Annotated in this window: 21 protein-coding genes; 8 read left to right on the top strand and 13 right to left on the bottom strand. The window is 62.8% G+C overall.

Going from position 1 to position 22,938, the window contains the following annotated elements; all coding sequences use genetic code 11:
• Window positions 1-123: 123 nt before the first annotated feature.
• Together I2G20_RS09740 and I2G20_RS09735 are read left to right on the top strand one after the other, a co-directional pair.
• Complete coding sequence (locus I2G20_RS09740) at window positions 124-963, top strand: 3'(2'),5'-bisphosphate nucleotidase CysQ (protein WP_196259512.1); 840 nt, start codon at window positions 124-126, stop codon at window positions 961-963.
• Complete coding sequence (locus I2G20_RS09735; RefSeq protein ID WP_196259511.1) at window positions 960-1,196, top strand: DUF4170 domain-containing protein; 237 nt, start codon at window positions 960-962, stop codon at window positions 1,194-1,196. The genes I2G20_RS09740 and I2G20_RS09735 overlap by 4 nt, the downstream gene beginning before the upstream one ends.
• A gap of 3 nt (window positions 1,197-1,199) precedes the next feature.
• On the opposite strand, the gene I2G20_RS09730 is transcribed toward I2G20_RS09735, so the two are convergent.
• Both I2G20_RS09730 and xseA read right to left on the bottom strand, forming a co-directional pair.
• Window positions 1,200-1,427 (bottom strand): DUF2093 domain-containing protein, encoded by a 228-nt coding sequence (locus I2G20_RS09730; RefSeq protein WP_207747596.1) that lies wholly within the window; start codon window positions 1,425-1,427, stop codon window positions 1,200-1,202.
• 31 nt (window positions 1,428-1,458) lie between these two features.
• On the bottom strand, window positions 1,459-3,003 hold the full coding sequence (gene xseA, locus I2G20_RS09725) for an exodeoxyribonuclease VII large subunit (RefSeq protein WP_196259510.1): 1,545 nt from the start codon (window positions 3,001-3,003) through the stop codon (window positions 1,459-1,461).
• A 105-nt stretch (window positions 3,004-3,108) separates the two neighbouring features.
• On the opposite strand from xseA, the gene purD reads away from it, so the two are divergent.
• Both purD and I2G20_RS09715 read left to right on the top strand, forming a co-directional pair.
• Entirely contained in the window at window positions 3,109-4,374 is a 1,266-nt protein-coding gene (purD, locus tag I2G20_RS09720; protein ID WP_196259509.1) for a phosphoribosylamine--glycine ligase, read from the top strand.
• 145 nt (window positions 4,375-4,519) lie between these two features.
• Window positions 4,520-5,380, top strand: a complete 861-nt coding sequence (locus I2G20_RS09715; RefSeq protein ID WP_196259508.1) for a patatin-like phospholipase family protein — start codon at window positions 4,520-4,522, stop codon at window positions 5,378-5,380.
• Here the strand turns inward: I2G20_RS09715 and I2G20_RS09710 are convergent.
• Window positions 5,352-5,798, bottom strand: a complete 447-nt coding sequence (locus I2G20_RS09710; RefSeq protein WP_196259507.1) for a nucleoside deaminase — start codon at window positions 5,796-5,798, stop codon at window positions 5,352-5,354. The two genes, I2G20_RS09715 and I2G20_RS09710, sit on opposite strands and share 29 nt — an antisense overlap.
• A gap of 154 nt (window positions 5,799-5,952) precedes the next feature.
• Between I2G20_RS09710 and mutL the strand changes: the two genes are divergently transcribed.
• Genes mutL through I2G20_RS09695 form a run of 3 tightly spaced genes read left to right on the top strand, consistent with a single transcriptional unit; the run spans window position 5,953 to window position 9,261 of the window.
• Entirely contained in the window at window positions 5,953-7,752 is a 1,800-nt protein-coding gene (gene mutL, locus I2G20_RS09705; RefSeq protein WP_196259506.1) for a DNA mismatch repair endonuclease MutL, read from the top strand.
• Between the two features lie 45 nt (window positions 7,753-7,797).
• A complete protein-coding gene (locus I2G20_RS09700) occupies window positions 7,798-8,688 on the top strand; it encodes an NAD-dependent epimerase/dehydratase family protein (RefSeq protein ID WP_196259505.1) in 891 nt (296 codons plus the stop codon).
• 33 nt (window positions 8,689-8,721) lie between these two features.
• Window positions 8,722-9,261 (top strand): GNAT family N-acetyltransferase, encoded by a 540-nt coding sequence (locus I2G20_RS09695; protein ID WP_196259504.1) that lies wholly within the window; start codon window positions 8,722-8,724, stop codon window positions 9,259-9,261.
• 140 nt (window positions 9,262-9,401) lie between these two features.
• On the opposite strand, the gene rsmD is transcribed toward I2G20_RS09695, so the two are convergent.
• The 9 genes from rsmD to I2G20_RS09650 form a co-directional block, all read right to left on the bottom strand.
• A complete protein-coding gene (rsmD, locus tag I2G20_RS09690) occupies window positions 9,402-9,956 on the bottom strand; it encodes a 16S rRNA (guanine(966)-N(2))-methyltransferase RsmD (protein WP_196259503.1) in 555 nt (184 codons plus the stop codon).
• 3 nt (window positions 9,957-9,959) lie between these two features.
• Window positions 9,960-11,657 carry a pseudouridine synthase gene (locus I2G20_RS09685; RefSeq protein ID WP_196259502.1) on the bottom strand — a complete coding sequence of 566 codons (1,698 nt, stop codon included), beginning with the start codon at window positions 11,655-11,657 and terminating at the stop codon, window positions 9,960-9,962.
• 80 nt (window positions 11,658-11,737) lie between these two features.
• The gene (locus I2G20_RS09680; protein WP_196259501.1) at window positions 11,738-12,352 is read right to left on the bottom strand and encodes a hypothetical protein; all 615 of its coding nucleotides are present in this window, start codon (window positions 12,350-12,352) and stop codon (window positions 11,738-11,740) included.
• A 122-nt stretch (window positions 12,353-12,474) separates the two neighbouring features.
• A complete protein-coding gene (gene lspA / locus I2G20_RS09675) occupies window positions 12,475-12,966 on the bottom strand; it encodes a signal peptidase II (RefSeq protein WP_196259500.1) in 492 nt (163 codons plus the stop codon).
• The gene (gene ileS / locus I2G20_RS09670) at window positions 12,963-15,968 is read right to left on the bottom strand and encodes an isoleucine--tRNA ligase (protein WP_196259499.1); all 3,006 of its coding nucleotides are present in this window, start codon (window positions 15,966-15,968) and stop codon (window positions 12,963-12,965) included. The genes lspA and ileS overlap by 4 nt, the downstream gene beginning before the upstream one ends.
• A gap of 66 nt (window positions 15,969-16,034) precedes the next feature.
• The gene (locus I2G20_RS09665; protein WP_196259498.1) at window positions 16,035-17,036 is read right to left on the bottom strand and encodes a bifunctional riboflavin kinase/FAD synthetase; all 1,002 of its coding nucleotides are present in this window, start codon (window positions 17,034-17,036) and stop codon (window positions 16,035-16,037) included.
• Between the two features lie 69 nt (window positions 17,037-17,105).
• Window positions 17,106-17,744 carry a class I SAM-dependent methyltransferase gene (locus tag I2G20_RS09660; protein ID WP_196259497.1) on the bottom strand — a complete coding sequence of 213 codons (639 nt, stop codon included), beginning with the start codon at window positions 17,742-17,744 and terminating at the stop codon, window positions 17,106-17,108.
• Entirely contained in the window at window positions 17,745-18,608 is an 864-nt protein-coding gene (locus I2G20_RS09655; protein ID WP_196259496.1) for a TIGR01459 family HAD-type hydrolase, read from the bottom strand. It lies immediately after the preceding gene.
• Window positions 18,609-18,625: 17 nt separating this feature from the next.
• Window positions 18,626-19,846: an EAL domain-containing protein gene (locus I2G20_RS09650; RefSeq protein WP_196259495.1), complete on the bottom strand. Its 1,221-nt coding sequence runs from the start codon at window positions 19,844-19,846 to the stop codon at window positions 18,626-18,628.
• Between the two features lie 157 nt (window positions 19,847-20,003).
• On the opposite strand from I2G20_RS09650, the gene I2G20_RS09645 reads away from it, so the two are divergent.
• On the top strand, window positions 20,004-21,422 hold the full coding sequence (locus I2G20_RS09645) for a sigma-54-dependent transcriptional regulator (protein WP_246472998.1): 1,419 nt from the start codon (window positions 20,004-20,006) through the stop codon (window positions 21,420-21,422).
• Here the strand turns inward: I2G20_RS09645 and I2G20_RS09640 are convergent.
• Window positions 21,419-22,927, bottom strand: a complete 1,509-nt coding sequence (locus I2G20_RS09640; RefSeq protein ID WP_196259494.1) for an ArnT family glycosyltransferase — start codon at window positions 22,925-22,927, stop codon at window positions 21,419-21,421. The genes I2G20_RS09645 and I2G20_RS09640 overlap by 4 nt on opposite strands.
• Window positions 22,928-22,938: the final 11 nt, after the last annotated feature.

The raw sequence follows: 22,938 nt of genomic DNA, 5'->3' as shown, positions 1-22,938 counted from the left end.
TGACCCTATGTAAGGCCGGATTAACCTCTCTTGCGCGGCAGATGTGAAGAGACTAGGAAGAGCGCCAGTTTCCAGCGTGTATCGCGCCACCATACTCTTGCTCCTTCCCGGCCTGGAGAGGCGATGTCCGCCCAAACCCACAGCGATGCGATCAAGGATCTTGAACTGCTCAAATCTGCAGCCGTTCATGCCGGGATCATCGCACTCGGTTATTTCCGCACCGATCTCAGGACGTGGACCAAGAATGTCTCGTCTCCCGTTTCGGAAGCCGATATCGTCATCGACAATTTCCTGACCCAGACCTTGCGGTCGGCCCGCGCGAATTATGGGTGGCTGAGCGAAGAGACGGCCGACACGCCCGACCGGCTCAGCCAGGTGCGCGTCTTCGTCGTCGATCCGATCGATGGCACGCGCGGGTTCATCAAGGGGGAGGACAGCTGGACGATTTCGCTCGCGGTCGTCGAAGACGGTCGTCCCATCGCCGGCGTGGTTTACGCTCCCGTGCGCGACGAGATGTACGCTGCGACGATCGGGAGCGGCGCAACGCTCAACGGGCACCGTCTTGCGCCCGAACCTCGGCATGGCCGCGAGCGGATCATCCCGGCGCCAGCGGCGGTACATAACGAATTGGCGCTGGCCGACCTGCGTTATCAACGAGGCCCCAGCTACCCTTCCCTCGCCTACCGGCTGGTCCAGGTCGCCTCGGGCGGGCTCGACGCGGCGGTGGCCCGGCGGGGCGCGCAGGATTGGGATGTGGCCGGGGCCGACATCATCCTCGGTGAATCCGGGATCGAACTCACCGATGTCTGCTTCGGGGTGCCGCGCTACAACAGGCCCGATACGCGCCATGCTGCGCTGGCGGCGACCTGTGATCCGAGCCTGATAACGCCATTGCAAGACGCCCTCAGGATCGTCTATGGCTGCCCCGCGGAGGAAGGCGAACAGTTGGAGACTTCAAAATGACCGATTCACCGTCCAAGCAGCTGCTGCACCTCGTCATCGGCGGCGAAGTGACCGATCCCAAGCGCGCCGAATTCAAGAACCTCGACGAAGTCGACATCGTGGGCGTCTACCCCAATTATGCCGAAGCGCACAAAGCCTGGCGGGCCAAGGCGCAGCAGACCGTGGATAATGCCGAAATGCGCTATTTCGTGGTCCACCTGCACCGCCTGCTCGACCCCGCAGACGCCGAATAATATCTATTTGATCTCGCCAATCGAACGCTGGTGGGCGGCAAAGGCCGCCGCGGCGTCGGCATAGGCTTCCTGACGATCGACACTCCAATAGGTCAATTCCTCGACAGGAATTGGCTTGCCGGTGATCGCACAGCGTACGAACGTCCCAGGCTTGACGACGACATATTCGGCGTCGAGGTACCGCACCTGCGCTTCGGATGGGGAAAAGCCGGAGTCGAGAATGTTCATCATGGGTGTTTCATACCCGCCTTTGTGCTACCGGTCAAAATAGGCTTTCCTGACTGCCGCCTTCGGTGGGCCGCTTGCGTCGGGACGCGGACGGCGCACCGCTTACCGTGGCGTCGATCCGACCCTCGGCGACAGTGATGACTAGCGCTTCGCCCGGTCCAACGGCATTGGGTGTGGTGACAATATTGCCGTCTTCATCGGCAACCAGCGCAAAGCCGCGATCGAGCACGCGCCGATAACTGAGCGACTCGATGAGCTTTGAAACGCCCTCAAGTTCCCGGCGCTTGTCGAGGACGCGTCGCGCAAAGGCCGGTTGCAGCCTTGCGATGATCGGACGAGCCCTGAGCGCCGCGCGGCCGGCGAGATTGCCGAGCGCAACCGGCGCGCGCGCGCCGAACTGGTCGAGCTTCGTCCGGAAATCGGCAATGCGGCGGTCGAGCATATCCGGCTGGAGGCGTTGGGCACACGAAGAAAGGCGCAAGCCTTCCCGCTCGAAATGGCGCCTCAAGATCGCCGGGCCGAACGTCGCGCCCCTTTCGGCAAAGCGCAGGGCCTTCTTCTGGTAGGCATTGCGCAGGGCCGATTCCAGCCGCGCCGAAACCAGATCCAGCCTTTGGCGCTGGGTGGAAGTGAGGTCCGTTGGCCGCGGCAGACCTGCGGAGGCCGCGCGAAGCCTGTCGCGCAAGTTTATTACTGAGCGCCGCGCCGCGCCGCGCTGGCGCGAACCGAGATCGTCGACATAGGCGATGAGTTCGCCGCGCACCGGCACCGCCATTTCCGCCGCCCCCGTGGGGGTTGGCGCACGCTTGTCGGCAGCGTAGTCGATCAGCGTGATGTCGGTCTCGTGCCCGACAGCCGAGATTATGGGGATGTGCGAGCGCGCCACAGCGCGAACCACGCTTTCCTCATTGAAGCCCCAGAGGTCCTCGATGGACCCTCCGCCGCGCGCCACGATCAGGAGGTCGGGCCGTGGGATGGGGCCGTCAGGCTCAAAACCGTTAAACCCGCCTATGGCGCGCGTCACTTCGGAGGCACAGGTGTCGCCCTGCACGCGCACCGGCCAGACGATGACATGCGTTGGGAACCTGTCCTCGAGCCGATGGAGAATATCGCGGATCACCGCCCCGGTCGGGGAGGTCACGACCCCGATGACGCGAGGGAGATAGGGAATCGCGCACTTGCGCTCGGGGGCGAAAAGACCTTCGGCGAGCAGCTTTTTCCGGCGCTCTTCAAGCAGCGCCATCAGCGCGCCGGCCCCGGCGGGTTCGATCTGCTCGATGACGATCTGGTATTTTGACGAACGCGGATAGGTGGTCAGCCGCCCGGTGGCGATGACCTCCAAACCCTCCTCGGGCTTGAAGGCGAGCCGGGCGAAATTGCCCTTCCAGACCACCGCGTCGATGGTGGCGCCTTCATCCTTTAATGTGAAATAGGCGTGGCCCGAACTGTGCGGGCCACGATAACCAGATACTTCGCCCCGCACGCGGACAAAGCCGAACTGGTCCTCGATGGTCCGCTTGACCGCGTTGGCGACCTCGGAAACGGTGAATTCGTGCGCGTTGGACTGAGCATCGGTCATTTGAGTTTGGTGGACGAGGACGGAGATTCCGTCAAGGGCCGCTAGAGCCACGGCAAAAACCGTGTTAGGGGCGCGCATGGAACAGATGGGCAAGGAAAAGAGTCGATGCGGGTGCTGCTGATCGGATCGGGTGGACGCGAACACGCATTGGCGTGGGCTCTCTCGCGCTCAAAACGCCTCTCGAAACTCTTCGTCGCACCGGGCAATGGCGGCACCGCGCTGGTGGCCGAGAACGTAGCGCTCGATATCGAAGATCACACGGCTGTCGTTGCGTTCTGCCAGAGAGAGAATATCGACCTCGTCGTCGTCGGCCCGGAGGTTCCGCTGGTCGCGGGTATCGCCGACGATCTGCGTGCCGCCGGGTTTGCCGTTTTCGGCCCCTCGAAGGCGGCCGCGCAGCTCGAGGGATCGAAGGCGTTCACCAAGTCGCTATGCGACGAGGCCGGCATTCCCACCGCCGCCTATGCCCGCTTTACGGCGCTCGAGCCCGCGCTCGCCTATGTACGCGAGCAGGGCGCGCCCATCGTCATCAAGGCAGACGGGCTGGCCGCTGGCAAGGGTGTCACCGTCGCCGCAACGATCCCGGAGGCCGAAGCCGCGCTTGAGGACTGCTTTTCCGGAGCATTTGGCTTGGCCGGGGCGGAGGTGGTCATTGAGGAATGCCTCGTCGGGGAGGAAGCAAGCCTTTTTGCGGTTTCCGATGGCGAGCACATCCTGTTGCTGCCTGCCGCACAGGATCACAAGCGCGTGGGGGATAAAGACACTGGTCCCAATACCGGTGGCATGGGCGCATATGCGCCCGCACCTGTCATGACGCCTGAACTTATCGCCCGCAGCCGGCGCGAAATCATCGAGCCGGCCATCAAGGGCATGGCCGCGCGCGGTACGCCGTTTTCGGGGGTGTTGTTTGCCGGGTTGATGATCACGGAAGCCGGTCCCAAGCTCATCGAATTCAACACGCGGTTCGGGGATCCCGAGTGTCAGGTGTTGATGATGTTATACGAAAGCGACCTGCTGGACATGCTCGAAGCCGCGGCCAAGGGCGGCCTTTCCGCGGTCGAGCCGCGATGGCGCGAGGGGGTGGCGCTGACGGTCGTCATGGCAGCAAGGGGTTACCCTGGCGCCTACGAGAAAGGGAGCGAGATCAAGGGCGTTGCAGGGCTCGACACCGACAAGGTGCAGGTGTTTCATGCCGGCACCGAGCAGGACGGCGGAACGCTCAGAGCCAATGGCGGCCGCGTGCTCAACGTTACCGGCTACGGCGCCGAAGTGGCCGAGGCGCAATCCCACGCCTATGCGGCGGTCGATAAGATCGACTGGCCCGAGGGCTTCTGCCGGCGGGATATCGGCTGGCGCGCCGTATCACGTTAGCGGCGCAGCACAGGGCTCTACGTTTCAAGCCCTCCCAAGCCGTCGCCGCCCAGAACAGAGCCGCCGTTAAGCGCTGACGCCGGGCGCAACTCCTTATCAACCACTCAGGGCGCACTATATTGTTCCTGTTGTGGGAGATATCGCCGTGGGCATCAGCGATCCTCGTATCGGCATAGCTTTGGGCTCCGGCTCTGCGCGCGGGCTGGCGCATGTGCCGTTCATGGAGGCCATGGACGAGCTTGGTGTGCGGCCGGCGCGGATTTCAGGCACTTCCATCGGCGCACTGCTTGGCTCGGGATGGGCAGCAGGGCTCTCAGGCGCCGACGTCCGCGAATTGTCCTATGAAATGCTCGGCTCGATCAACGGGCTTTTCGGGCGGTTGTTCGCCACGCAGATGCGTTCGCTCAAGCAGAGCTTCCGCACCGGGCTTTCAATCCAGCTCGATCCCCAGCAGATATACGACACCTTTACGCCGCCCGGTTTTCCCGAGACGTTCGACAAGCTCGCCATTCCCTTCACCTGCGTTGCAACGGATTTCAAATCCTGGCACCAGGTGGTCTTTTATGAGGGGCAGTTGCGCCCGGCCGTGGCGGGATCGCTAGCCGTTCCCAGTCTCTACCGTCCGGTGCAGCATATGGGCAGATTCCTCGTTGATGGCGGGGTGACAAATCCCATGCCGCTCGACGCCGTGGCATCCGATGCCGACATACTCATCGGGATCGACGTCAATGGAGATCCACAGGATTGGCCGGCCACCCGTGTCCCTTCCCCCCTCGACATCGCGCTCGGCTCGGCACAGATCATGGCGCATTCGCTGATCGCGAACCTTATCGCCGCCTACCGCCCGGATCTCTATTTCCGCCCGCGCATCAAAGGCGTGGGCGCCTATGAATATTGGAAGGTCCGGCAGATCATGGATGCTGCAGACCGCGACAAGGACCGGTTCAAATACGCGCTGACCGCAAAAATCGAGTCCTTTATCGCCGCTCAGCGAAAAATCTCCTGAGCATTTCCGCGGAGCGGTCTTCGGACACACCGCCAATCACCTCGGGCCGGTGGTGGCATGTTGGTTGGGCAAAAAAACGCACGCCGTTATCCACCGCCCCGCCCTTTGGATCTTCCGCTCCATAGTAGAGCCGCCGGATGCGGGCGTGGGAGATGGCGCCTGCGCACATGGTGCAGGGTTCGAGCGTCACATAGAGGTCGCACTCGAGGAGCCGCGCCGCGCCCAACGCTTCAATCGCTGCGCGGAGGGCGAGCAATTCCGCATGGGCGGTGGGGTCGGCCAACTCGCGCATGCGGTTGCGCGCTGAGGCGATGATCTCTCCGTTGCGAACGACGACAGCCCCAACCGGCACCTCGCCGGCGAATGCCGCTTCTTCAGCGAGGGCGAGGGCGGCGTCCATCGGGGTGGGTCGGCCCATCGGGGCTTTGTCCGGTTCGGTCATTTGGAGCGTGCGGCAATCATCGTTGCCCCCAACCCTCTTCCTCTCCCACGAGACATCACGGTCGACACCCTATCCATTTTGCACCCACCTGTCCCCGCGATAAGATAGCGCCCAAGGAGAATCAATCCCGATGGCCATTCGCCAGCTTCCAGACGATCTGGTCAACAAGATTGCCGCCGGCGAGGTTGTCGAGCGACCGGCCAGCGTCGTCAAGGAACTGGTGGAAAATGCACTCGATGCGGGTGCGCGCCGTATCGCGATCACTACCGCGGCGGGCGGCAAGAGTCTCATTCGCATTGAGGACGACGGATGCGGGATGGATGCGGACGATTTGGTGCTGTCGGTCGAGCGGCATGCCACCTCCAAGCTCAAGGACGACGGCCTCGATGACATCCGCACACTCGGCTTCCGGGGGGAGGCGCTGGCTTCCATAGGGTCGGTCTCGGACCTCTCCATCGCATCACGGACCGAGGATGCCGAGAGCGGCTTGAAGCTGACCCTTTCGCGCGGGACGCGGAACGGTCCCGTGCCGCATCCGATGAACCGGGGGACTGTCGTCGAGGTCAAAAACCTTTTTGCAGCCATACCGGCGCGACTCAAGTTCCTCAAGTCTGACCGCGCCGAGGCCGCCGCGATTACCGATGTTGTCAAGCGCCTCGCCATGGCGCACCGGAACGTGCATTTCGTGCTCACGGGGTCCGACCGCTCACCGATCAATTGGCCCGCGCAGGAGGGTCCGGGAGCCGTTCATGCGCGGCTAGCGCAAATCATCGGGGCGGATTTTCCCGAGAACGCGCAGGAGATCGCCTTTTCGCGCGGCGGGATCGTCGTCGGAGGACTCGCGGGGTTACCGACCTATTCCCGCGCCAACACCCTCAATCAGTTCTATTTCGTCAACGGTCGGTCGGTGCGCGACAAGGTTCTGCTCGGCGCGGTGCGCGCGTCCTATGCCGATTTCCTGCATCGTGACCGGTTCCCGGTGATTGCGCTTTTCGTTGCCATCGATCCAGCGGAAGTGGACGTCAATGTCCACCCTGCCAAGGCTGAGCTTCGCTTCCGTGATTCCGGCGCGGTTCGGGGCACGGTAATCCGGGCGATTTCCGAAGCCTTGGGCGCCGCGGGGTTCCGGGCGTCCTCAAGCGTTGCGGAGTCCGCGCTCGCCAGTTTCAAGGCGCCCGAACCGGTCGCCGGGTTTGCTGAGTTGGTGGGTGAGCCCCTGCGCCAAGAGCCATCCCGACCCCCGCCCTACCAGCCCTCCTTTTCCCCGTCCCTTGCGGCCGATGTCCGACATTTTGACGGGCCGAGCGCGCGGATGGAGCCGGTTTCGGAGATGCCCGGAGACGCGCCGGATTTCCCGCTCGGCGTCGCACGGGCACAGGTTTTCGAGAATTATATCGTCGCCCAGAGCGGCGACGCCCTGGTGCTGATCGACCAGCACGCGGCCCATGAGCGGTTGGTCTACGAGAAATTCCGTGCGCAACTGCGCTCAGGCCCGGTGCCGAGCCAGCGGCAACTCATCCCGGTCGTCATCGATCTGCCCCAAGAAGATTGCGAGCGACTTGAGGATGCAGCCCCGGTGCTCGAACGACTCGGGCTTTACCTCGAGCGGTTCGGGCCTGGCGCGGTTGCCGTGAGCGAAACCCCTGCCCTTCTGGGCCAGACCGACGTTTCAAGGCTTATTCGCGATCTGGCGGACGGACTGGCCGAATGGGACAATGTCGCGGTGCTCGAGGAACGCATGGATGCCATAATCGCGCGCATGGCCTGCCACGGCTCGGTGCGATCGGGACGGCGCTTGCGGGCTGACGAAATGAACGCTCTATTGCGCGAGATGGAAGCGACGCCCCACTCGGGCCAATGCATTCACGGGCGTCCGACCTATATCGAACTTAAGAAAAGCGATCTCGAGCGGTTGTTCGGGAGGCGGTGAGGCGTGCGGTGGCACCCGTAGGAATTAAAGAACGCGGAGGATAGAATGGCAAAGCGGATCGTATTTACTGGGGGCAGCGGCAAGGCGGGGCGGCATGCCGTTCCTTACCTTGTCGAGCAAGGGCACGAGGTCCTCAATGTCGATCTGGTGCCGCTCGATTATCCGGGCGTCAACACATTGAGGGCCGACCTTACCGATAGCGGCTCGGCGTTCAACGCGCTTTCGATGCATTTCGGCTTCGAGGGATACGACACCGGCAAAGGGCCGGCGCCGGTCGATGCGGTGGTGCATTTCGCCGCCGTGCCACGCGTGCTCCTGCAGCCCGATCACGCGACCTTCGCGGCCAATACGGTTTCGACCTACAACGTTATCGAAGCGGCGATGAAGCTCGGCATTCGCAAGGTGATCATCGCGTCGAGCGAAACGACCTATGGCGTTTGCTTTGCCGAGGGCGACCGGGACTACAAATCGTTCCCGCTCGAAGAGGATTACGACGTCGACCCGATGGACAGCTACGGGCTCTCCAAGGTAGTCAACGAAAAGACGGCACGCGCCTTTGCGATGCGGTTCGGCGCCGATATCTATGCGCTCCGGATCGGCAATGTGATCGAGCCGCACGAATACAACAGGTTCCCCGACTTCATCGCCAATCCGCTGTCGCGCAAGCGCAATGCGTGGAGCTATATCGATGCGCGGGATCTGGGGCAGATCGTCGATCTCTGTATCGAAAAGGACGGGCTCGGCTTTCAGGTTTTCAACGCCGTCAACGACACCATCACCGCCGATGAACCGACGGCAAAGTTCCTTTCCAAATGGGCACCCAAATCACCGGTCACGCGGGAGATGGGTGATTTCGAAGCGCCGCTCTCGAACCGTAAAATCCGGGAGGTATTGGGATTTTCCGAGCAGCACAACTGGCGTAAATACGTCCGATAGCGGCGGCGGTGAAAAGGCCGCCGAAGGCACAGCATGGAAACGCTCAAGGTAAAGCCTGTAACCGGCAAATCCTGGCCCGACCTCGAAACCTTGTTCGAAAGCAAGGGCGGGCCAAGTTACTGCTGGTGCATGCCGTACCGGGCGATGGACGATCGCGCCAAAGCCGGCAACGCCGACCGGAAGGCTGCGCTCAAATCGCGGGTGGAAAAACGCGTGCCGATCGGCCTTGTCGGATATCTGACAGGCGAGCCTGTGGCGTGGTGCTCTCTCGGCCCCCGCGAGAGCTTCATGAAGCTGGGGAACCCGCAGGACGGGGACGATCACGGCATATGGTCGGTGACCTGCTTTTTCATACGGCGCGATTTTCGCGGCAGAGGGCTTTCAGCGCAAATGCTCGCGGCAGCCATCGCCTATGCCCGGAAGCGCGGTGCCGAGATGCTGGAGGGGTATCCGGTCGATCCGGATTCCCCCAGCTACCGCTTCATGGGATTCGTGTCGCTGTTTGAAAATCGCGGCTTTGCTCCCGCCGGACGAGCGGGGACGCGCAAGCACATCATGCAGCTCGCTCTTTGAGGCGAAACACCGGGTTATGCCCGCATCCCGCCGCGACACTAAGCTTGATTATGGAAGGCAACCGAGGAAATCGAGAGGACCTCCCCAATTTTAACTTGAACGAATTGTACGAAAATCGTTCAATTCGTTCAAGTAAGAATTCAAGCAACGATGAGAAAGGTCACTGCGGTATCGCCATATTCGCGCCGGTCAACAATTGCCGTGCCTTCGGGCGCCGTGACCGTGCCGTCCTTGCGCTCTTCGAGGACGATCAGGGCTCCCTTTTCGATCCAACCGCCGGCCAGCCCGCTGGCTATGGCCTGTTCCCCCAGCCCCTTGCCATAGGGCGGGTCCGCGAAGACGAGGGTCGCGGGTTTGAGGCGCTCGATGGGGCCGAGGTCGGTGGCGTCGCGCTTTAATAGCTTGGTCTGCCCGCCGATGCCGAAGCTTTCGATATGCCCCCGGATCAACCCGCGCGCCTCGATGCCGGTATCGACGAAGACGCAGGTTTCCGCACCGCGCGAGAGGGCTTCGAGCCCCATCGCGCCGGTGCCAGCGAAAAGGTCCAGCACGCGGTGACCCGAGAGGTGGGGTCCAAGCTTTGAGCCGATGATCGAGAAGACAGCTTCCCGCACGCGGTCCGTCGTTGGACGGATGTCGGCCGACTTGGGCGTATCGAGTTGCTTGCCCCGGAATTTTCCGGCGACGATCCGCATGAGCTATTCGTCCCGCGGACGGCGTGGACCCTTGTTGAAAGGCCGCCCGCCGGACGGCCGCGTATCGTCCCTGCGGGGTCCGCGGTCAGGGCGCTTGGGGCCTCCGGACGGCTTTCCGCCGTCCTTGCGCGGTCCCTTGCGCTCTTGGCCGAACTTACCCTCCTTGCCGGGCGCGGAGCGGCGCGCCAACGGGCGATCCTCGTCCTTGCGGCGCGGGGGGCGATCCCCGTCGAACTCGCGGCGCGGGCCCTTTGCGAACGGCTTGCCGCCATCGTGGCGGGGCGCGCGATCGCCAAACTCGCGCTTATCGCCGCCTTCACTGCGTGGGCGATACCCCTCCTTGCGGAAAGGACGGTCGCCGGAGGCCCCTTCGGGGCGCGGGCCCTTGCCGAAAGGCTTGCCGCCATCGCGGCGCGGCGCGCGATCGCCGAACTCGCGCTTGTCGCCGCCTTCACTGCGCGGACGATACCCTTCCTTGCGGAAAGGCCGGTCGCCCGAGGCCCCTTCAGGGCGCGGGCCGAAACGGCGCGGACGCGCATCCGCATCACCCGCTTCGCGTTCAAAGCGTGGTTTATACCCGTCCTTGCGCACCGGACGCTCGCCCTCGGCAGCGCGTGGGCCCTTGCGGAAAGGTTTGTTGTCGCCTTCCGCGCTCGGGCGGCGGGGCTTGTCGTCGAAGCGCTTCTTGAAGCCTTCGCCGCGCGCCGGTCTCTCGTCGCGCCCGCCATCCTTGCCGCCGCGAGGTTTGCCCCTGGGCGTAAAGCTTTCAGAGGGGCGGCCATCGTCGAAATGGACGGTGCGCGGCGCCTGTTCGGGTCGTTCCTCGCGCCGGTTGTCGGGGCGACGACGGAGGCCGGTATACCGGTCCCGCTCGGTTGTAGTTTTCTCGGGTGCCCGGCGGCGGGGCTGCCCGGCTTCATCGGGTTCGGGCGTGTCGAAATCGGCACCCGCGGCGGCAGCCAGCTTCTTGCCGAGCTGATCCTTGAGAATGCGGGTCTTGACCTTTTCGACGTGTCCGGAAGGCAGGTCGCCGAGTTGGAAGGGGCCATAGGAAATGCGGATAAGGCGGTTGACCTCGAGCCCGAGCGCGCCGAGAACGTTCCTCACCTCGCGGTTCTTGCCCTCGCGCAAGCCGACCGTCATCCATACATTGGAGCCGGTGACGGTATCGAGTTCGGCATCGATGGGGCCGTATTCGACACCCTCGACGGTGACGCCCTCTTTAAGCGTATCGAGTTTTTCCTGGGTGACCGAGCCGAAGGCACGGACGCGATAGCGGCGGACCCAGCCGGTAGCGGGCAGTTCGAGCGTGCGCTTCAGGCCGCCGTCATTGGTCAGGAGCAGAAGCCCTTCGGTGTTAAAATCAAGACGGCCCACGGTGAGGACGCGCGGCAGGCCGAGGCGCGTCAGCGCTTCGAATACGGTCGGGCGGCCTTCAGGGTCCTTTTCAGTGACCATCAGCCCCGCGGGCTTATGATAGAGCCAGAGCTGGGTGGCCTGCTTGCGCGTGATTTCCTTGCCGTCGACGGCAATAGTATCGGCCTCAACGACATTGAAGGCCGGCGTCTTTACAACGGAACCGTTCACGGCAACGCGGCCGGCTGCGATCCAGGTTTCAGCGTCGCGGCGCGAGCAGATGCCGGCGCGAGCGACGGCTTTGGCGAGGCGTTCGCCGGGCTGGGGGGCAGGTTTGTCGCTCATGGGAGCGGTATCTCTTTCTTTCAAAACAAAGCGAGGCCCGATGGCCTCGCCTTTATATTCTTCACTAGCGGCGATAGATCTCAGCGATTAGCCAGCGCCGCGCGGACGTCGGGTGGGCAGCGGGGATCGTCCACCGCGACCAGATCGCCATTGGCGGCAAGGCAGATGAGGTTCTGGTTGCCGACCTGGCGGAAATACTGCTCGGGCGGCAGGTAGATATTGCGTTCTTCGAGCCCTTGGGCGCGCCGGTAAGCGGCGATGCGGGCGGCGAGCTGGCGGGTTTCGGCATCGGTCAACGGACGGCCGGTGATCGAGCCGGAACCAATGACCCTGCCCTGTCTCAGCATTTCGAGATCGGCCGTTGTCAGGCCGCTCGCGTCGATGGTCACGCGGCTGCTATCCTCGGGGATCGAGGCCACGGACTGGCTGGGCGGTGGCGGGGTAGCACCAGAGGCGGGAAGGACCAGCGGGCTGCGCTCGACGGCGACAGGCTCCTTGGTCGGCTGGTCGATAACGCCAACTCCCGAAAGGGTCGTGCGCAACACCTCGCGCTCGAAAGTCATGGGATCGACCAGGGCGTTTGTGCCCTCGACGGTGGTACAGGCCGACAAAGCGAGCGCCGCGCCGAAACCGGCGAGGATCAGACGCAGGGATGGGCGTCCGACGACACTCCGGCACTTTACTGGGAAACTCATCAAAACCTCGACCTACCTGCGCTTTTGCCCGCTCTATTTACAGGATAGCGGGATTAATGCATCCCGTTCCAGAGGCGGCGTTATACCCTATCGTCCGTCCTAAGACCAGAATTTGACTGAATTCAGGTTCCTGACGGCTGCCGGGGCTTGGATTTCAGCACGTCGTAGATCAGCAGGATCACCCCGAAGGTGATCGCAACATCGGCGATGTTGAAGACGTACCAGGAAAAATTGCCCCAGAAGAGATGAAAAAAATCGGCCACCGCGCCGTAGACCACCCGGTCGATGGCGTTGGAAACCGCGCCCCCAATGGCGAGCGCGATGCCGAGGCGCGTGAGAAGCGAGTCGTCCTTCCACCACCAGTAGGCCAGCGCCAGGACGGCGACACCCATCACAGCCAACAGCATTTCGGGCGTCAGACCGCCAAGCATGCCATAGGAAATGCCGGTGTTCCACACCAGCACATAATCGAAGAACGGGGCAATATTGACGACCTCGCCGCCCATCCAGCCAAAAATATCGATCTGGACGAACTTGTGCAGCCGATCGAGGATCAGGACGTCCGTCCCCAGGATCAGGCTCCAGAGGACGGACGGTTTTGCGGCCCAATTCATACCGGCAACCCGGCGGCCACGCGTTCGCGCATGGCCTGCGCATCGCGCGGGGAGAGATCGGGATATTCGGGATCGCTTCCGACCTCCGGGAGAACCTTCCAGGAGCGCGCGCACCGTTGCCCTTCGGCGCGGGCGAAGGTGACGCCGACGCGCGGAACATCCTCGAGCGTAAACGCATCGGCGTTCGAAACGGCGCGATTCTCCACCCTGATGCCGGAAACGATGCAGAGATCGGCAAAGTTCTGGCTCATCACGGCGTCGAACAACCCCTTGTCCTCGATCTCGACCAAGGGCGCCGCCTCGAGCGAGGAGCCGATGACCTTGTTCTTGCGCTCGATCTCCAGCGCGCCGGTAACGACGCGGCGGACGGCGCGAATCTTCTGCCACTTTGCCGCCAGCGCGTCGTCGCGCCATTCGGCGGGAAGCTCAGGGAAAGTTCGCGCGTGCACCGAGGATGTTTCCCCCGGATTGCGCTCGAGCCACACCTCTTCCATCGTGAACACCAGCACAGGTGCAAGCCAGGCGGTGAGGCAGGAATAGAGCTGGTCGAGCACGGTCAGCGCTGCCCGCCGGGTGACCGAGGAGAGCGGATCGCAATAGAGCGCGTCCTTGCGGATGTCGAAATAAAACGCCGAAAGCTCGAGGTTCATGAAGTTGGCGATGGTCGTGACCACGCGCTTGTAGTCATAGGCGCGGTAGCCCTCGCGCACCTCATGGTCGAGCACGGCGAGCCGGTGCAGGATCAAGCGTTCGAGCTCGGGCATGTCGGCGTGCGCCACGGCTTCCTCTTGCCTGTAATGGGCGAGGTTACCCAAAAGCCAGCGGAAGGTGTTGCGCATCTTCCTGTACATTTCGACCGTGTTGGCGAGGATTTCATCACCGATGCGATGGTCCTCGGCATAATCGATGGTAGCGGCCCAGAGGCGCAGGATATCGGCGCCGAACTTCTTGATGATGTCCTGCGGGGCAATGGTATTGCCCAGCGACTTGCTCATCTTGAAGCCGTTCTTGTCCATGGTGAAGCCGTGGGTGAGGACGGATTCATAGGGTGCATGGCCGTTGGTTGCGCAGCTTTCGAGCAACGAGGAATGGAACCAGCCGCGATGCTGGTCCGAGCCTTCGAGATACATCGAGGCCGGGAATTTCAGATGCGGCCACTTTTCCCTGTTGCGCAGCACGAAGGCGTGGGTCGAGCCTGAATCGAACCACACATCGAGAATGTCGGTGACCTTGGTCCATTTGTCATGGTCGGCCACATCACTGCCCAGGAACCGCGCCTTTGCGTTCTCGGCATACCAGGCGTCGGCGCCCTCGGTCATGAAGGCATCGAAGATGCGCTTGTTGACGGCTTCGTTCTTGAGTATTTCACCGGTGTCAACGTTGACGAAAACCGTGATCGGTACGCCCCAGGCGCGCTGGCGCGAGAGCACCCAATCGGGACGGTCGGCGATCATCGAACGCAGGCGGTTCTGGCCGGCGGGGGGCACGAATTTGGTGGCATCGATGGCCGCGAGCGCACGGGTACGCAGGGTTTCGTTCGCGTCGTCGAGCGGCTTGTCCATATAGACGAACCACTGCGGCGTGTTGCGGAAGATGATCGGCTTTTTGCTGCGCCAGGAATGGGGATACTGGTGCTTCAATCGCCCGCGCGCGAAAAGGTTGTTCGCCGCGATCAGAGCCGTGATGACGCGCTGGTTGGCATCGCCCTTCTTGCCCTTGTCATCGATCACCCGCGCAGGCCCGCCCTCGGCGTCCGGCCCGAAGCCCGGAGCGTCCTTGGTGTAATAGCCTGCGTCGTCGACGGTGAACGGGATTGCGGTATCGATGCCCTTGGCAGCGATCTCGCGGCCCTTGGCCATCCAGATATCAAAGTCGTCCGCGCCATGGCCGGGTGCGGTATGGACAAAACCCGTGCCCGCGTCATCGGTGACGTGATCGCCATCGAGAAGTGGGACGAGGAATTCGTAGCCGCCGCCAACACCGCGGAGGGGGTGGTGGAGGGTCATGGAGGCGAGTTCGTCGGCCGCCACATCGCCAAGGCGATTGAAGGTCAGCTTGGCCTTGGTCGCGCAATCATCCGCCAGCTTGTCGGCGAAGATCAACTTTTCGCCGGGCTGGGGGCCGAATTCGTTCTCGGCGGCGACAACCTGATAGAGACCGTACGCAATCTTATTTGAATATGAAACCGCGCGGTTACCGGGAATGGTCCACGGGGTAGTTGTCCAGATGACAACTGAAGCGTCGTAGAATTTGCTAAGTGAACTATACTCTGGCGTGCTTCCACGCGGCATTGATTGAAGCACGCTACCAGTCTGAACCGGAAACTTCACCCATATCGCATCGGACTCATAGTCCTGATATTCGATCTCGGCTTCTGCCAGCGCGGTGCGTTCGACGACCGACCACATGACGGGCTTGGACCCGCGATAGAGCTGGCCGCTCATGGCGACTTTCATCAGCTCGCTGGCGATGGTCGCTTCGGCGTCGTAGCTCATGGTGAGATAGGGATTGTCCCAATCGCCCATCACGCCGAGGCGCTTGAACTCCTCGCGCTGCACGTCCACCCAGTGCTCGGCAAAGGTTCGGCACTCGGCGCGGAATTCGTTGACCGGCACTTCGTCCTTGTTCTTGCCCTTGGCGCGATACTGCTCCTCGATCTTCCATTCGATCGGAAGGCCGTGGCAGTCCCAGCCCGGCACATAGGCCGAGTTGTAGCCCAGCATCTGCATGGAGCGCGAAACGAGGTCCTTGAGGGTCTTGTTGAGAGCATGCCCGATATGGATGTTGCCATTGGCATAGGGCGGGCCGTCGTGGAGGGTGAACTTCTCGCGGTCCTTGCTCTGCTCTCGCAGGAGGTTGTAGAGGTCCATCTTCTCCCAGCGCTCGAGCCAGGACGGCTCGCGGTCGGGAAGGCCCGCGCGCATCGGGAAATCGGTCTGCGGAAGGAAAAGAGTTGCGGAATAGTCGCGCTCGGTGGTCGCGCCCGATTGGGTCTCGGTCATATAAATCTCACAGGGATTATTGGAAATCGGCCTGAATTCGGCACCGCTTTTAACAGCGGGGGCCACTCAATCCAATGGCTTTTCGCCATCGATCATGCCCAGCGCAGCGTCCAGCCCGGAAAGCGGAGCCGCGCGGGCGATCATAATTCGGGCATCGACGGTGTCTTTCTTCATCTGGGCGATGAGGCCATCAAGGCCGTCAAAGGTCATCTGGCCGCGTATGAAGGCGATGAGCGCAACGTCGAGCGTCTGCCCGTAAATCTCGGAGTCGAAATCGAAAATGAAAGTCTCGAAGGGCGGGCGCGTGTTGTCGAACATGGGCTTGCCGTAGGCGGAGACCCCGCCATAAACCTTGCCACCCACCCGTGCCTTGACGGCGTAGACACCTTGCTCGAGCCGGGCCGTTTCGGGCAGCGCGAAATTGGCGGTGGGGAACCCAAGTTCGCGCCCGCGCTTGTCGCCTTCGATAACCGTGCCGGAAAAGAAATGGTGGTAGCCCAGAAGTGCGTTAGCGGTTTCGACCTCGCCCGTAGCGAGCGCCTCGCGGACGCGGGAGGACGATACCGGCGCCTCGCCCTCGGCGAGCATGTCCATGACGCGCACGGCAAAGCCGGCCCGTTCGCCCTCGGCCTTGAGGAACTCCGGAGTACCCTTGCGCTGCTTGCCGAAATGGAAATCGGCGCCGACCACCACGCCTTGGGCGTCGAGCGCGGAAACCAGATAGCGCGCCACGAAATCCTCGGCTTCAACCCCGCCCAGCTCGCGCGAAAAGGGCATGATGGCGATGGCATCGAAGCCAAGGGCCTTCGCAAGTTCGGCCTTGGCGTCAGGCGGCGTAAGCCGGTGCAGGAAGGGCTGGGGGGCGAAGACATCGCGCGGATGCGGCTCGAAGGTAAGCATCAGCGCCGGGACGTTACTCGCGCGCGCCATCTCGAGGCTGGCTGCAAACACCCGCTGATGACCGCGATGGCACCCATCGAAATTGCCGATGGCGACCACGCCGCCACGCAGCGTTTCCGGAACGCTGTCGAGACCGTCGAGGCGGGTGAAACTCTTGCCGGAAGTCATGGATAAGGGTGAGGCCTTTTGGATTACGCGGGGCGGAACCTGCCTTTTTGCGGCAAAGAATGCAAGCGTTCAGATGTCGAGCGCGAGGCCAAAGACCGAGGCAAAGCGTTGGCCGGCACTTAGGCCCTCTCCGAACTCGGAAACGGGATAGGCGGCCAGTTCGCTCAGCGCCTCGCGCGGAAGATCGGCGCGGCCAATATCGCCAACGAGCACGTCGACGCCCGCCGACCGACATCGGCGGAGAAAAGGCAGCATGCGGCTCGCAAGGCCGGCATCGTAGAAAACGTCCCCCGCCAGAACGATGTCGGTATCGGGCGGCGGCCCTTCCAGCAGATCTTCATTCAGCGTTTCGATGGCCGCTTGGTTCAGATCTGCATTGCGGCGCGCGGCAGCTAGCGCGACGGGGTCGATGTCACAAGCAAGGACGCGCCGGGCTCCCGCCAGCGCGGCCGCAATCGCGACGAGGCCGGAGCCCGTGCCGAGATCGAGCACCGTCCTGCCCGCGACACATCCGGGGTTGGCCGCGATGTATTGCGCCAGCGCCAAACCGCCAGGCCAACACCATGCCCAATAGGGCGGATTACCATTGCGGGCCAGCCGCCAGACCCCGCTTTCGGGAACGGCCATGTACAGGCGGATTCCGGGCAAGTGCGGCACGGGGCGGACAGGAAGATTACGGGCGATGTATTGCGCAGGGTCGCGCGCCATTCACCACGCCAGCCGGGGCATATAGCCGATCATGTTGGCGCGAGAAACCGAGACGAAATCGTGGACGCGCTTGGGCGGGGGATCGTTGAAGGCGTCGAGTTCCTCTGCGTGAATGGAACCGGTGACAAACAGCAAGGGAATACCGAATTGCGCTGCGCCGACCGCGTCGGTTCTCACCGAGTCCCCGATCGCGAGGACGCGCTCTCGCGCAATGCGACGTCCCGCGGCCTTGTCGAGCAGGGCTTTGGCCTCTTCGTAGATCGGATTGAACGGCTTACCCGCCATCATCACGCGGCCTCCGATATCCTCATAAGCATCGGCAAGCGCGCCGCCGCAATAGATCAGCCGGTCGCCCTCTTCCACCACCTTGTCCGGGTTGGCGCAAATGAGGGGTAGTCCCCGCGCGAGCCAAGCCCGCATGCGTTCGGTGTAATCGGCCGGGGTATCGTCGTCGGTATCGAGATCGGTGACGGCCACCGCCGAGGCCTCCTCGACATTCCCGAAGGTAATGCCCAGCCCCTCGAAGAGGACGACATCCTGTGCGGGGCCGACGCGGTGAACGACCTTTCCCGCGTAGCCTTCGAGCAGGATGCGCGTCGCATCGCCCGAGGTGACAATGTTGTCATAAGCCTCGCGGGTGACGCCGATGCGATCGAGTTGCTCCATGATGGGCCCGCGCGGGCGGGGAGCGTTGGTGATCAATACGACCCGGCCACCATTGCGGCGGAACTGGACCAGCGCGTCGACCGCGGGGCCGTGCGGCTCCTGGCCGTTATGGACCACGCCCCATACGTCGGAGAGAATACCGTCAAAACCTGTTGCGATTGCCGAAAGGCCCGGCTGGGGTCCTTGAATACGCGTCATTAGGGCCTGCTAATTCTTCAGTTCGTGGCGGCGCTGCGCAAATCGTCGTTGCCGTCGTCGCGCAAATCTTCTCGCAACGGGCCAAGCGGACCGAGCGCGTCGCCCTGCGCCAACTTTATGCCATCATCGAGCAACGCAAGCACCTGTTGTTCGTTCGAAATACCGCTCATCACAAGATTGATACCGAAACGGGCAACGTAATCGTTGATGTCCGAGGCGTGGAAATCGGAAAAGCGCGTCGGATTGCCGAGGAATTCGACGGCGTCGACTGCGATGTAGCGTACGCCGCGACCGGCAAGGCCGGCAAAATCGAGGCGTAGGGAGTGGCAGCTGCTAAGGCCGACCGTGATGCCCTGCTGGACGAGGCGGTTCAGCATGTCGGTCTCGAGCCGGTCCATGTCGCCGAAATCGGCGTGGTCCAGCAGGAAACACATGTCGGGGGTGACGGCCCGGTTGCCGGCGAGCACCGCGATGAGCTGATCGACCGCGGACTTGTCCGAAAGAGTCGCCAGCGACAGCCGGGTCAGCAGCCGCACGGGATTGCCGGCAAGGCGTCCGCGCCGGACGATTTTCACTGCCTCGTCGGCCAGAATTCGCTCGATCCGGCGCAGGACAATGTCGCCCTCGGCGTTGCGCACCGGCATGTAGTCGGGAGGATCGGCGATGTTGCCCTTGCCCAGCATGAGCCGCAGCACGAGTTCGTAGGCGTGGATCTTGCGCTGAGGCAGCGTAACCACGGGCTGGACGTGATGAAGGAGACGGCCTTCATCGAGAGCCATTTTCACCGTGTGGAGCGGGACGGTCGGGATGTGACGGATAATGGCCGCCTTGCCGTTTCCGCCGGCCGTTGGGGCCTCGGCTTCCGTCGCCCGGCTGGATTCCAGTTCGGACACGGCTTCGGCAACCTGCCGCACAACGGTGCCCAATACACTCATATCGGCTTCCATCACGTCGAGCCGCGAGCCGATATCGAGATTGACGAGGGTGTTGACTCGCTGGCTGAGCACCTGACCCGCCTGGGCGTCGGTGCTGAGGAGGCGCCCCAATTCCTCTATACCTTTTTCCAGCCGTTTTTCAGCACGGCGCCGCAGGCGCTGCTCGTGGACGATGACGGCGGTCAGAGTTGCGAGAATGGCCAGCAGGGTGGACTCTACCGGGGTAAGCGCGAGCAGATAATATCCCGCCACGCCGATGGCGAGACCGCACAACCCCATGAACACGTAGACCAGACCTTGCACGCCTTCATGCCTTTTGAAGGGAATCGCCTGTCAAGTCTTACCATTGAGGGCAGCCGGGAAAAAGCGTTCATGGCCATGATCGCTCCACTTGCCAACTGTTTGTTTACCCTAACTGAAAGATAGTGCGGCGAGAGACTTTGCCAGGAGACGCCCGCACATGCGACCCGGAGTTCCATCCGCCGCAGACGTGACGTTTTTACTCATCGACGCCGTACCGGCGAGCGCACGCCAAACAATGGCGGCGATTGCCGATCATTGGTGCGATGCTGCGCGCATCACGATATGTGCTGATGGAAGACGGGCGCTCGATTATCTCAAGACCGGCATATTCGACGTGGTGCTGGCCGACATGGCCTCGCTTACCGAAGGCGGGCGGAGCCTCGAGGATGCGTTTGCTGCGCTTTCGCAATCGGCGCGCGGGGCTTTGGTGATTGCGCTTTCCGAGAGCGATTCGGTTTCCTCTGCCGTCGCGGCCTTGCGCTCGGGCGCGCACGATTGCCTGACCAAGCCGGCCGGTGGACGCCTGTTGGCCATGCGGCTCGAAGAACTTGGCCAGCGTCACGGGAAGGCGCGGGCTGTGCTCGCCGAGACGCCGCGAGGCGCGGATGCCGATTTCGAGGGCTTTGTCGGCGCGTCGCCCCAAATGCAGGCGATCTACGATCAAATCCTGCGCATCGCGCCGTCCTCTGCCCCGGTCTTCATCACAGGGGAAAGCGGGACCGGCAAGGAACTGAGCGCTGAGGCGTTACACAAGCGTTCGCCCCGCGCGGACGGTCCCTTTATTGCGATCAATGCCGGGGCGATTCCGCGCGAGTTGATGGAAAGCGAACTGTTCGGGGTCGTGCGCGGCGCCTACACCGGCGCGACCGAGGATCGCCGGGGTGCGGTGGCGTCAGCCGATGGCGGTACGCTGTTTCTTGACGAGATCGGCGAAATGGACCTTTCGCTGCAATCGAAATTGCTGCGATTCCTGCAGACGGGCACCATCACGCGGATCGGGGAATCGAAGGTCCATCAGGTCGATGTGCGCGTGGTCTGCGCCACGAACCGCAACCCCATGCAACTGGTGTCGGAAAGGAAGTTCCGCGAAGATCTCTTTTACCGCCTCCATGTGCTGCCGATCCATTTGCCCCCCTTGCGGCAGCGGCCCGCCGATATCGTGCCTCTGGCACAGAACTTTCTCGCTCGGTTTGCCGCAGAAGAGAAAAAGCGATTCGAGGGCTTCGCGTCCGAGGCCGCGGATCTGTTCATTGCGCGAGACTGGCCGGGCAATGTACGCCAGCTCCAGAACCTGGTGCGCCGGATCGTCGTGATGTTCGACGGCGGGATCGTTTCAGCCGAGATGGCGATGGCCGCCGATATCGAGTCCCGAGCCGCACAGACGGTGGCGACCTTTCCTGGAGCGTCAACGCAGCCCGACTACGGGATACTGCCGATGTGGCAACAGGAACAGAAGATTATCGAGGACGCGCTGCAGGCCTTCGGGGGCAACATTGCCCGCGCCGCCGCCGCGCTCGAAATCAGCCCCTCCACCATCTACCGCAAGAAGGTCAGCTGGGACCGGGGAGCAGCCTAGGGCCTGAACCCGGTCGCCCGGTAAACGGCGATATCGGTCAGTTCGACGATTCCCTTTCGGGATATATCAAGCGTCGCGATGTGCTCGATGTCCTCAAAATGCGGCTCGGCGTATCGGATCCTACCCGTCTGCACGACGATATAGGCATCCCAGCCGGCATAACTGTCGGGATCGAAATTATAGGCAAGGTTGCGGGGATCGGGGCCGATGCAGGCGAACGGCGTCCGCCCGGCGACCTGGGTATCGATATAGCCGCAATCGATCCAGTCGGTTCCGGCGATGAAGACCCGCCCGCCGGTGAACGCCCCTTCTGTTTCGAGGGCTTCGCCCAGCTCGGTCCATGGAAGTTGCAGGGCCGTCGGATCTTCCCATTCGCCGGGAAATACATGGCGCGCCCAGCCGGTGGCGGCGTGGGTGACGAGCAGCGTCAAGATGGCCAGCGTCGCCGCCGCGGAACCCCAAAGCCAGATGCGGATGCCCAGCGTATTCCGCTCGGCGGCCCATACCCCCATCAGGATAAACAGCATGAGATAGCCTGGCGCCTGCCAATGGAAATGGAACTGGGTGTCGGACCAGAGGGCAACCAGGGTGAAAAACACAATGGGCGGCCAGCCGATATAGGCGAACAGGGCCGCCGAGCCGGCAACTGCACCTGTGGGGAACTGTCCACGTGGGCCTGCCTTTAGGGCTCGGGTACCGATATAAAGCGCCGGCACGGCCAGCCAGGGCACCATATACAGCAGTTGCCCCCAGATCATGCGCAGGAACCCGTCCCACCGCAGGCCGGATTCGGCCAGCGCCCGCCCGCCCTGGAAGCCGAAGGACGCCCAATCGTTCTGTGCGTTCCAGATAATAACCGGCGAGAATACCGTGAACGCGACTGCAAGGGCCAGCCAGGGCCCCTTGTGGCGGAGCCAGTGGCGCTGGGTGGAGTTCAACAAGATGAACAGCCCTGTCCCCGCGACGAGAAAGACGGCGTGATATTTGGAGAGGAAGGTGAGGCCAAGCATCAGTCCCGCAAGCGCCCAGAGGGCATAGGGACGCCGCCCCCCTTCCCCAAAGAAGACTTCGAGCAAGATGCGGACGGTCGCGAGCCAGAACAGGACCATGGGCGCGTCCGGCTGCGTCCATGAACCGATCGAAAGCGAAAAGAGGACGCAGGCGTTGACGATCAGGGCCGCGTAAAACCCCGCGAGCGGGGTATGAATGCGGCGGCCGATATCGAAGACCAGCCATGTCGAAACGGCGAACATGGCAATGAAAGGCAACCGGACGACAAGGACATGCTCCGAACCTGTCAGCTGCATCGTCGCCCAGATAATCCAGAGCGAGAGCGGGGGCTGATCGAAATAGCTCAGGTGAAACTGGCGTGCCGAGGAAAGGTAATAGGCCTCCCCTGTCCCCCAACCGATGGCTGCGCCACCCAGAATCCGCAGCACGAAAGTGGCAGCGATAAGGAGCAATACGGCCTGCTCAGGGGTGAACGGGCCAATGCGGGTGGACATTGTCCGGTCGT

Source organism: Pelagibacterium limicola, assembly GCF_015694405.1.
Taxonomy (GTDB): Bacteria; Pseudomonadota; Alphaproteobacteria; order Rhizobiales; family Devosiaceae; genus Pelagibacterium; species Pelagibacterium limicola.
Note: the sequence above shows the minus strand (reverse complement) of the source record. Positions and strands in the feature narration are given on the sequence as shown.

Coding starts and splice junctions, on each gene's coding strand:
- I2G20_RS09740 (WP_196259512.1), top strand. CDS start 124: ATGTCCGCCCAAACCCACAGCGATGCGATCAAGGATCTTGAACTGCTC.
- I2G20_RS09735 (WP_196259511.1), top strand. CDS start 960: ATGACCGATTCACCGTCCAAGCAGCTGCTGCACCTCGTCATCGGCGGC.
- I2G20_RS09730 (WP_207747596.1), bottom strand. CDS start 1,427: ATGATGAACATTCTCGACTCCGGCTTTTCCCCATCCGAAGCGCAGGTG.
- xseA (WP_196259510.1), bottom strand. CDS start 3,003: ATGACCGATGCTCAGTCCAACGCGCACGAATTCACCGTTTCCGAGGTC.
- purD (WP_196259509.1), top strand. CDS start 3,109: ATGCGGGTGCTGCTGATCGGATCGGGTGGACGCGAACACGCATTGGCG.
- I2G20_RS09710 (WP_196259507.1), bottom strand. CDS start 5,798: ATGGGCCGACCCACCCCGATGGACGCCGCCCTCGCCCTCGCTGAAGAA.
- mutL (WP_196259506.1), top strand. CDS start 5,953: ATGGCCATTCGCCAGCTTCCAGACGATCTGGTCAACAAGATTGCCGCC.
- I2G20_RS09700 (WP_196259505.1), top strand. CDS start 7,798: ATGGCAAAGCGGATCGTATTTACTGGGGGCAGCGGCAAGGCGGGGCGG.
- I2G20_RS09695 (WP_196259504.1), top strand. CDS start 8,722: ATGGAAACGCTCAAGGTAAAGCCTGTAACCGGCAAATCCTGGCCCGAC.
- rsmD (WP_196259503.1), bottom strand. CDS start 9,956: ATGCGGATCGTCGCCGGAAAATTCCGGGGCAAGCAACTCGATACGCCC.
- I2G20_RS09685 (WP_196259502.1), bottom strand. CDS start 11,657: ATGAGCGACAAACCTGCCCCCCAGCCCGGCGAACGCCTCGCCAAAGCC.
- I2G20_RS09680 (WP_196259501.1), bottom strand. CDS start 12,352: ATGAGTTTCCCAGTAAAGTGCCGGAGTGTCGTCGGACGCCCATCCCTG.
- lspA (WP_196259500.1), bottom strand. CDS start 12,966: ATGAATTGGGCCGCAAAACCGTCCGTCCTCTGGAGCCTGATCCTGGGG.
- ileS (WP_196259499.1), bottom strand. CDS start 15,968: ATGACCGAGACCCAATCGGGCGCGACCACCGAGCGCGACTATTCCGCA.
- I2G20_RS09665 (WP_196259498.1), bottom strand. CDS start 17,036: ATGACTTCCGGCAAGAGTTTCACCCGCCTCGACGGTCTCGACAGCGTT.
- I2G20_RS09660 (WP_196259497.1), bottom strand. CDS start 17,744: ATGGCGCGCGACCCTGCGCAATACATCGCCCGTAATCTTCCTGTCCGC.
- I2G20_RS09655 (WP_196259496.1), bottom strand. CDS start 18,608: ATGACGCGTATTCAAGGACCCCAGCCGGGCCTTTCGGCAATCGCAACA.
- I2G20_RS09645 (WP_246472998.1), top strand. CDS start 20,004: ATGCGACCCGGAGTTCCATCCGCCGCAGACGTGACGTTTTTACTCATC.
- I2G20_RS09640 (WP_196259494.1), bottom strand. CDS start 22,927: ATGTCCACCCGCATTGGCCCGTTCACCCCTGAGCAGGCCGTATTGCTC.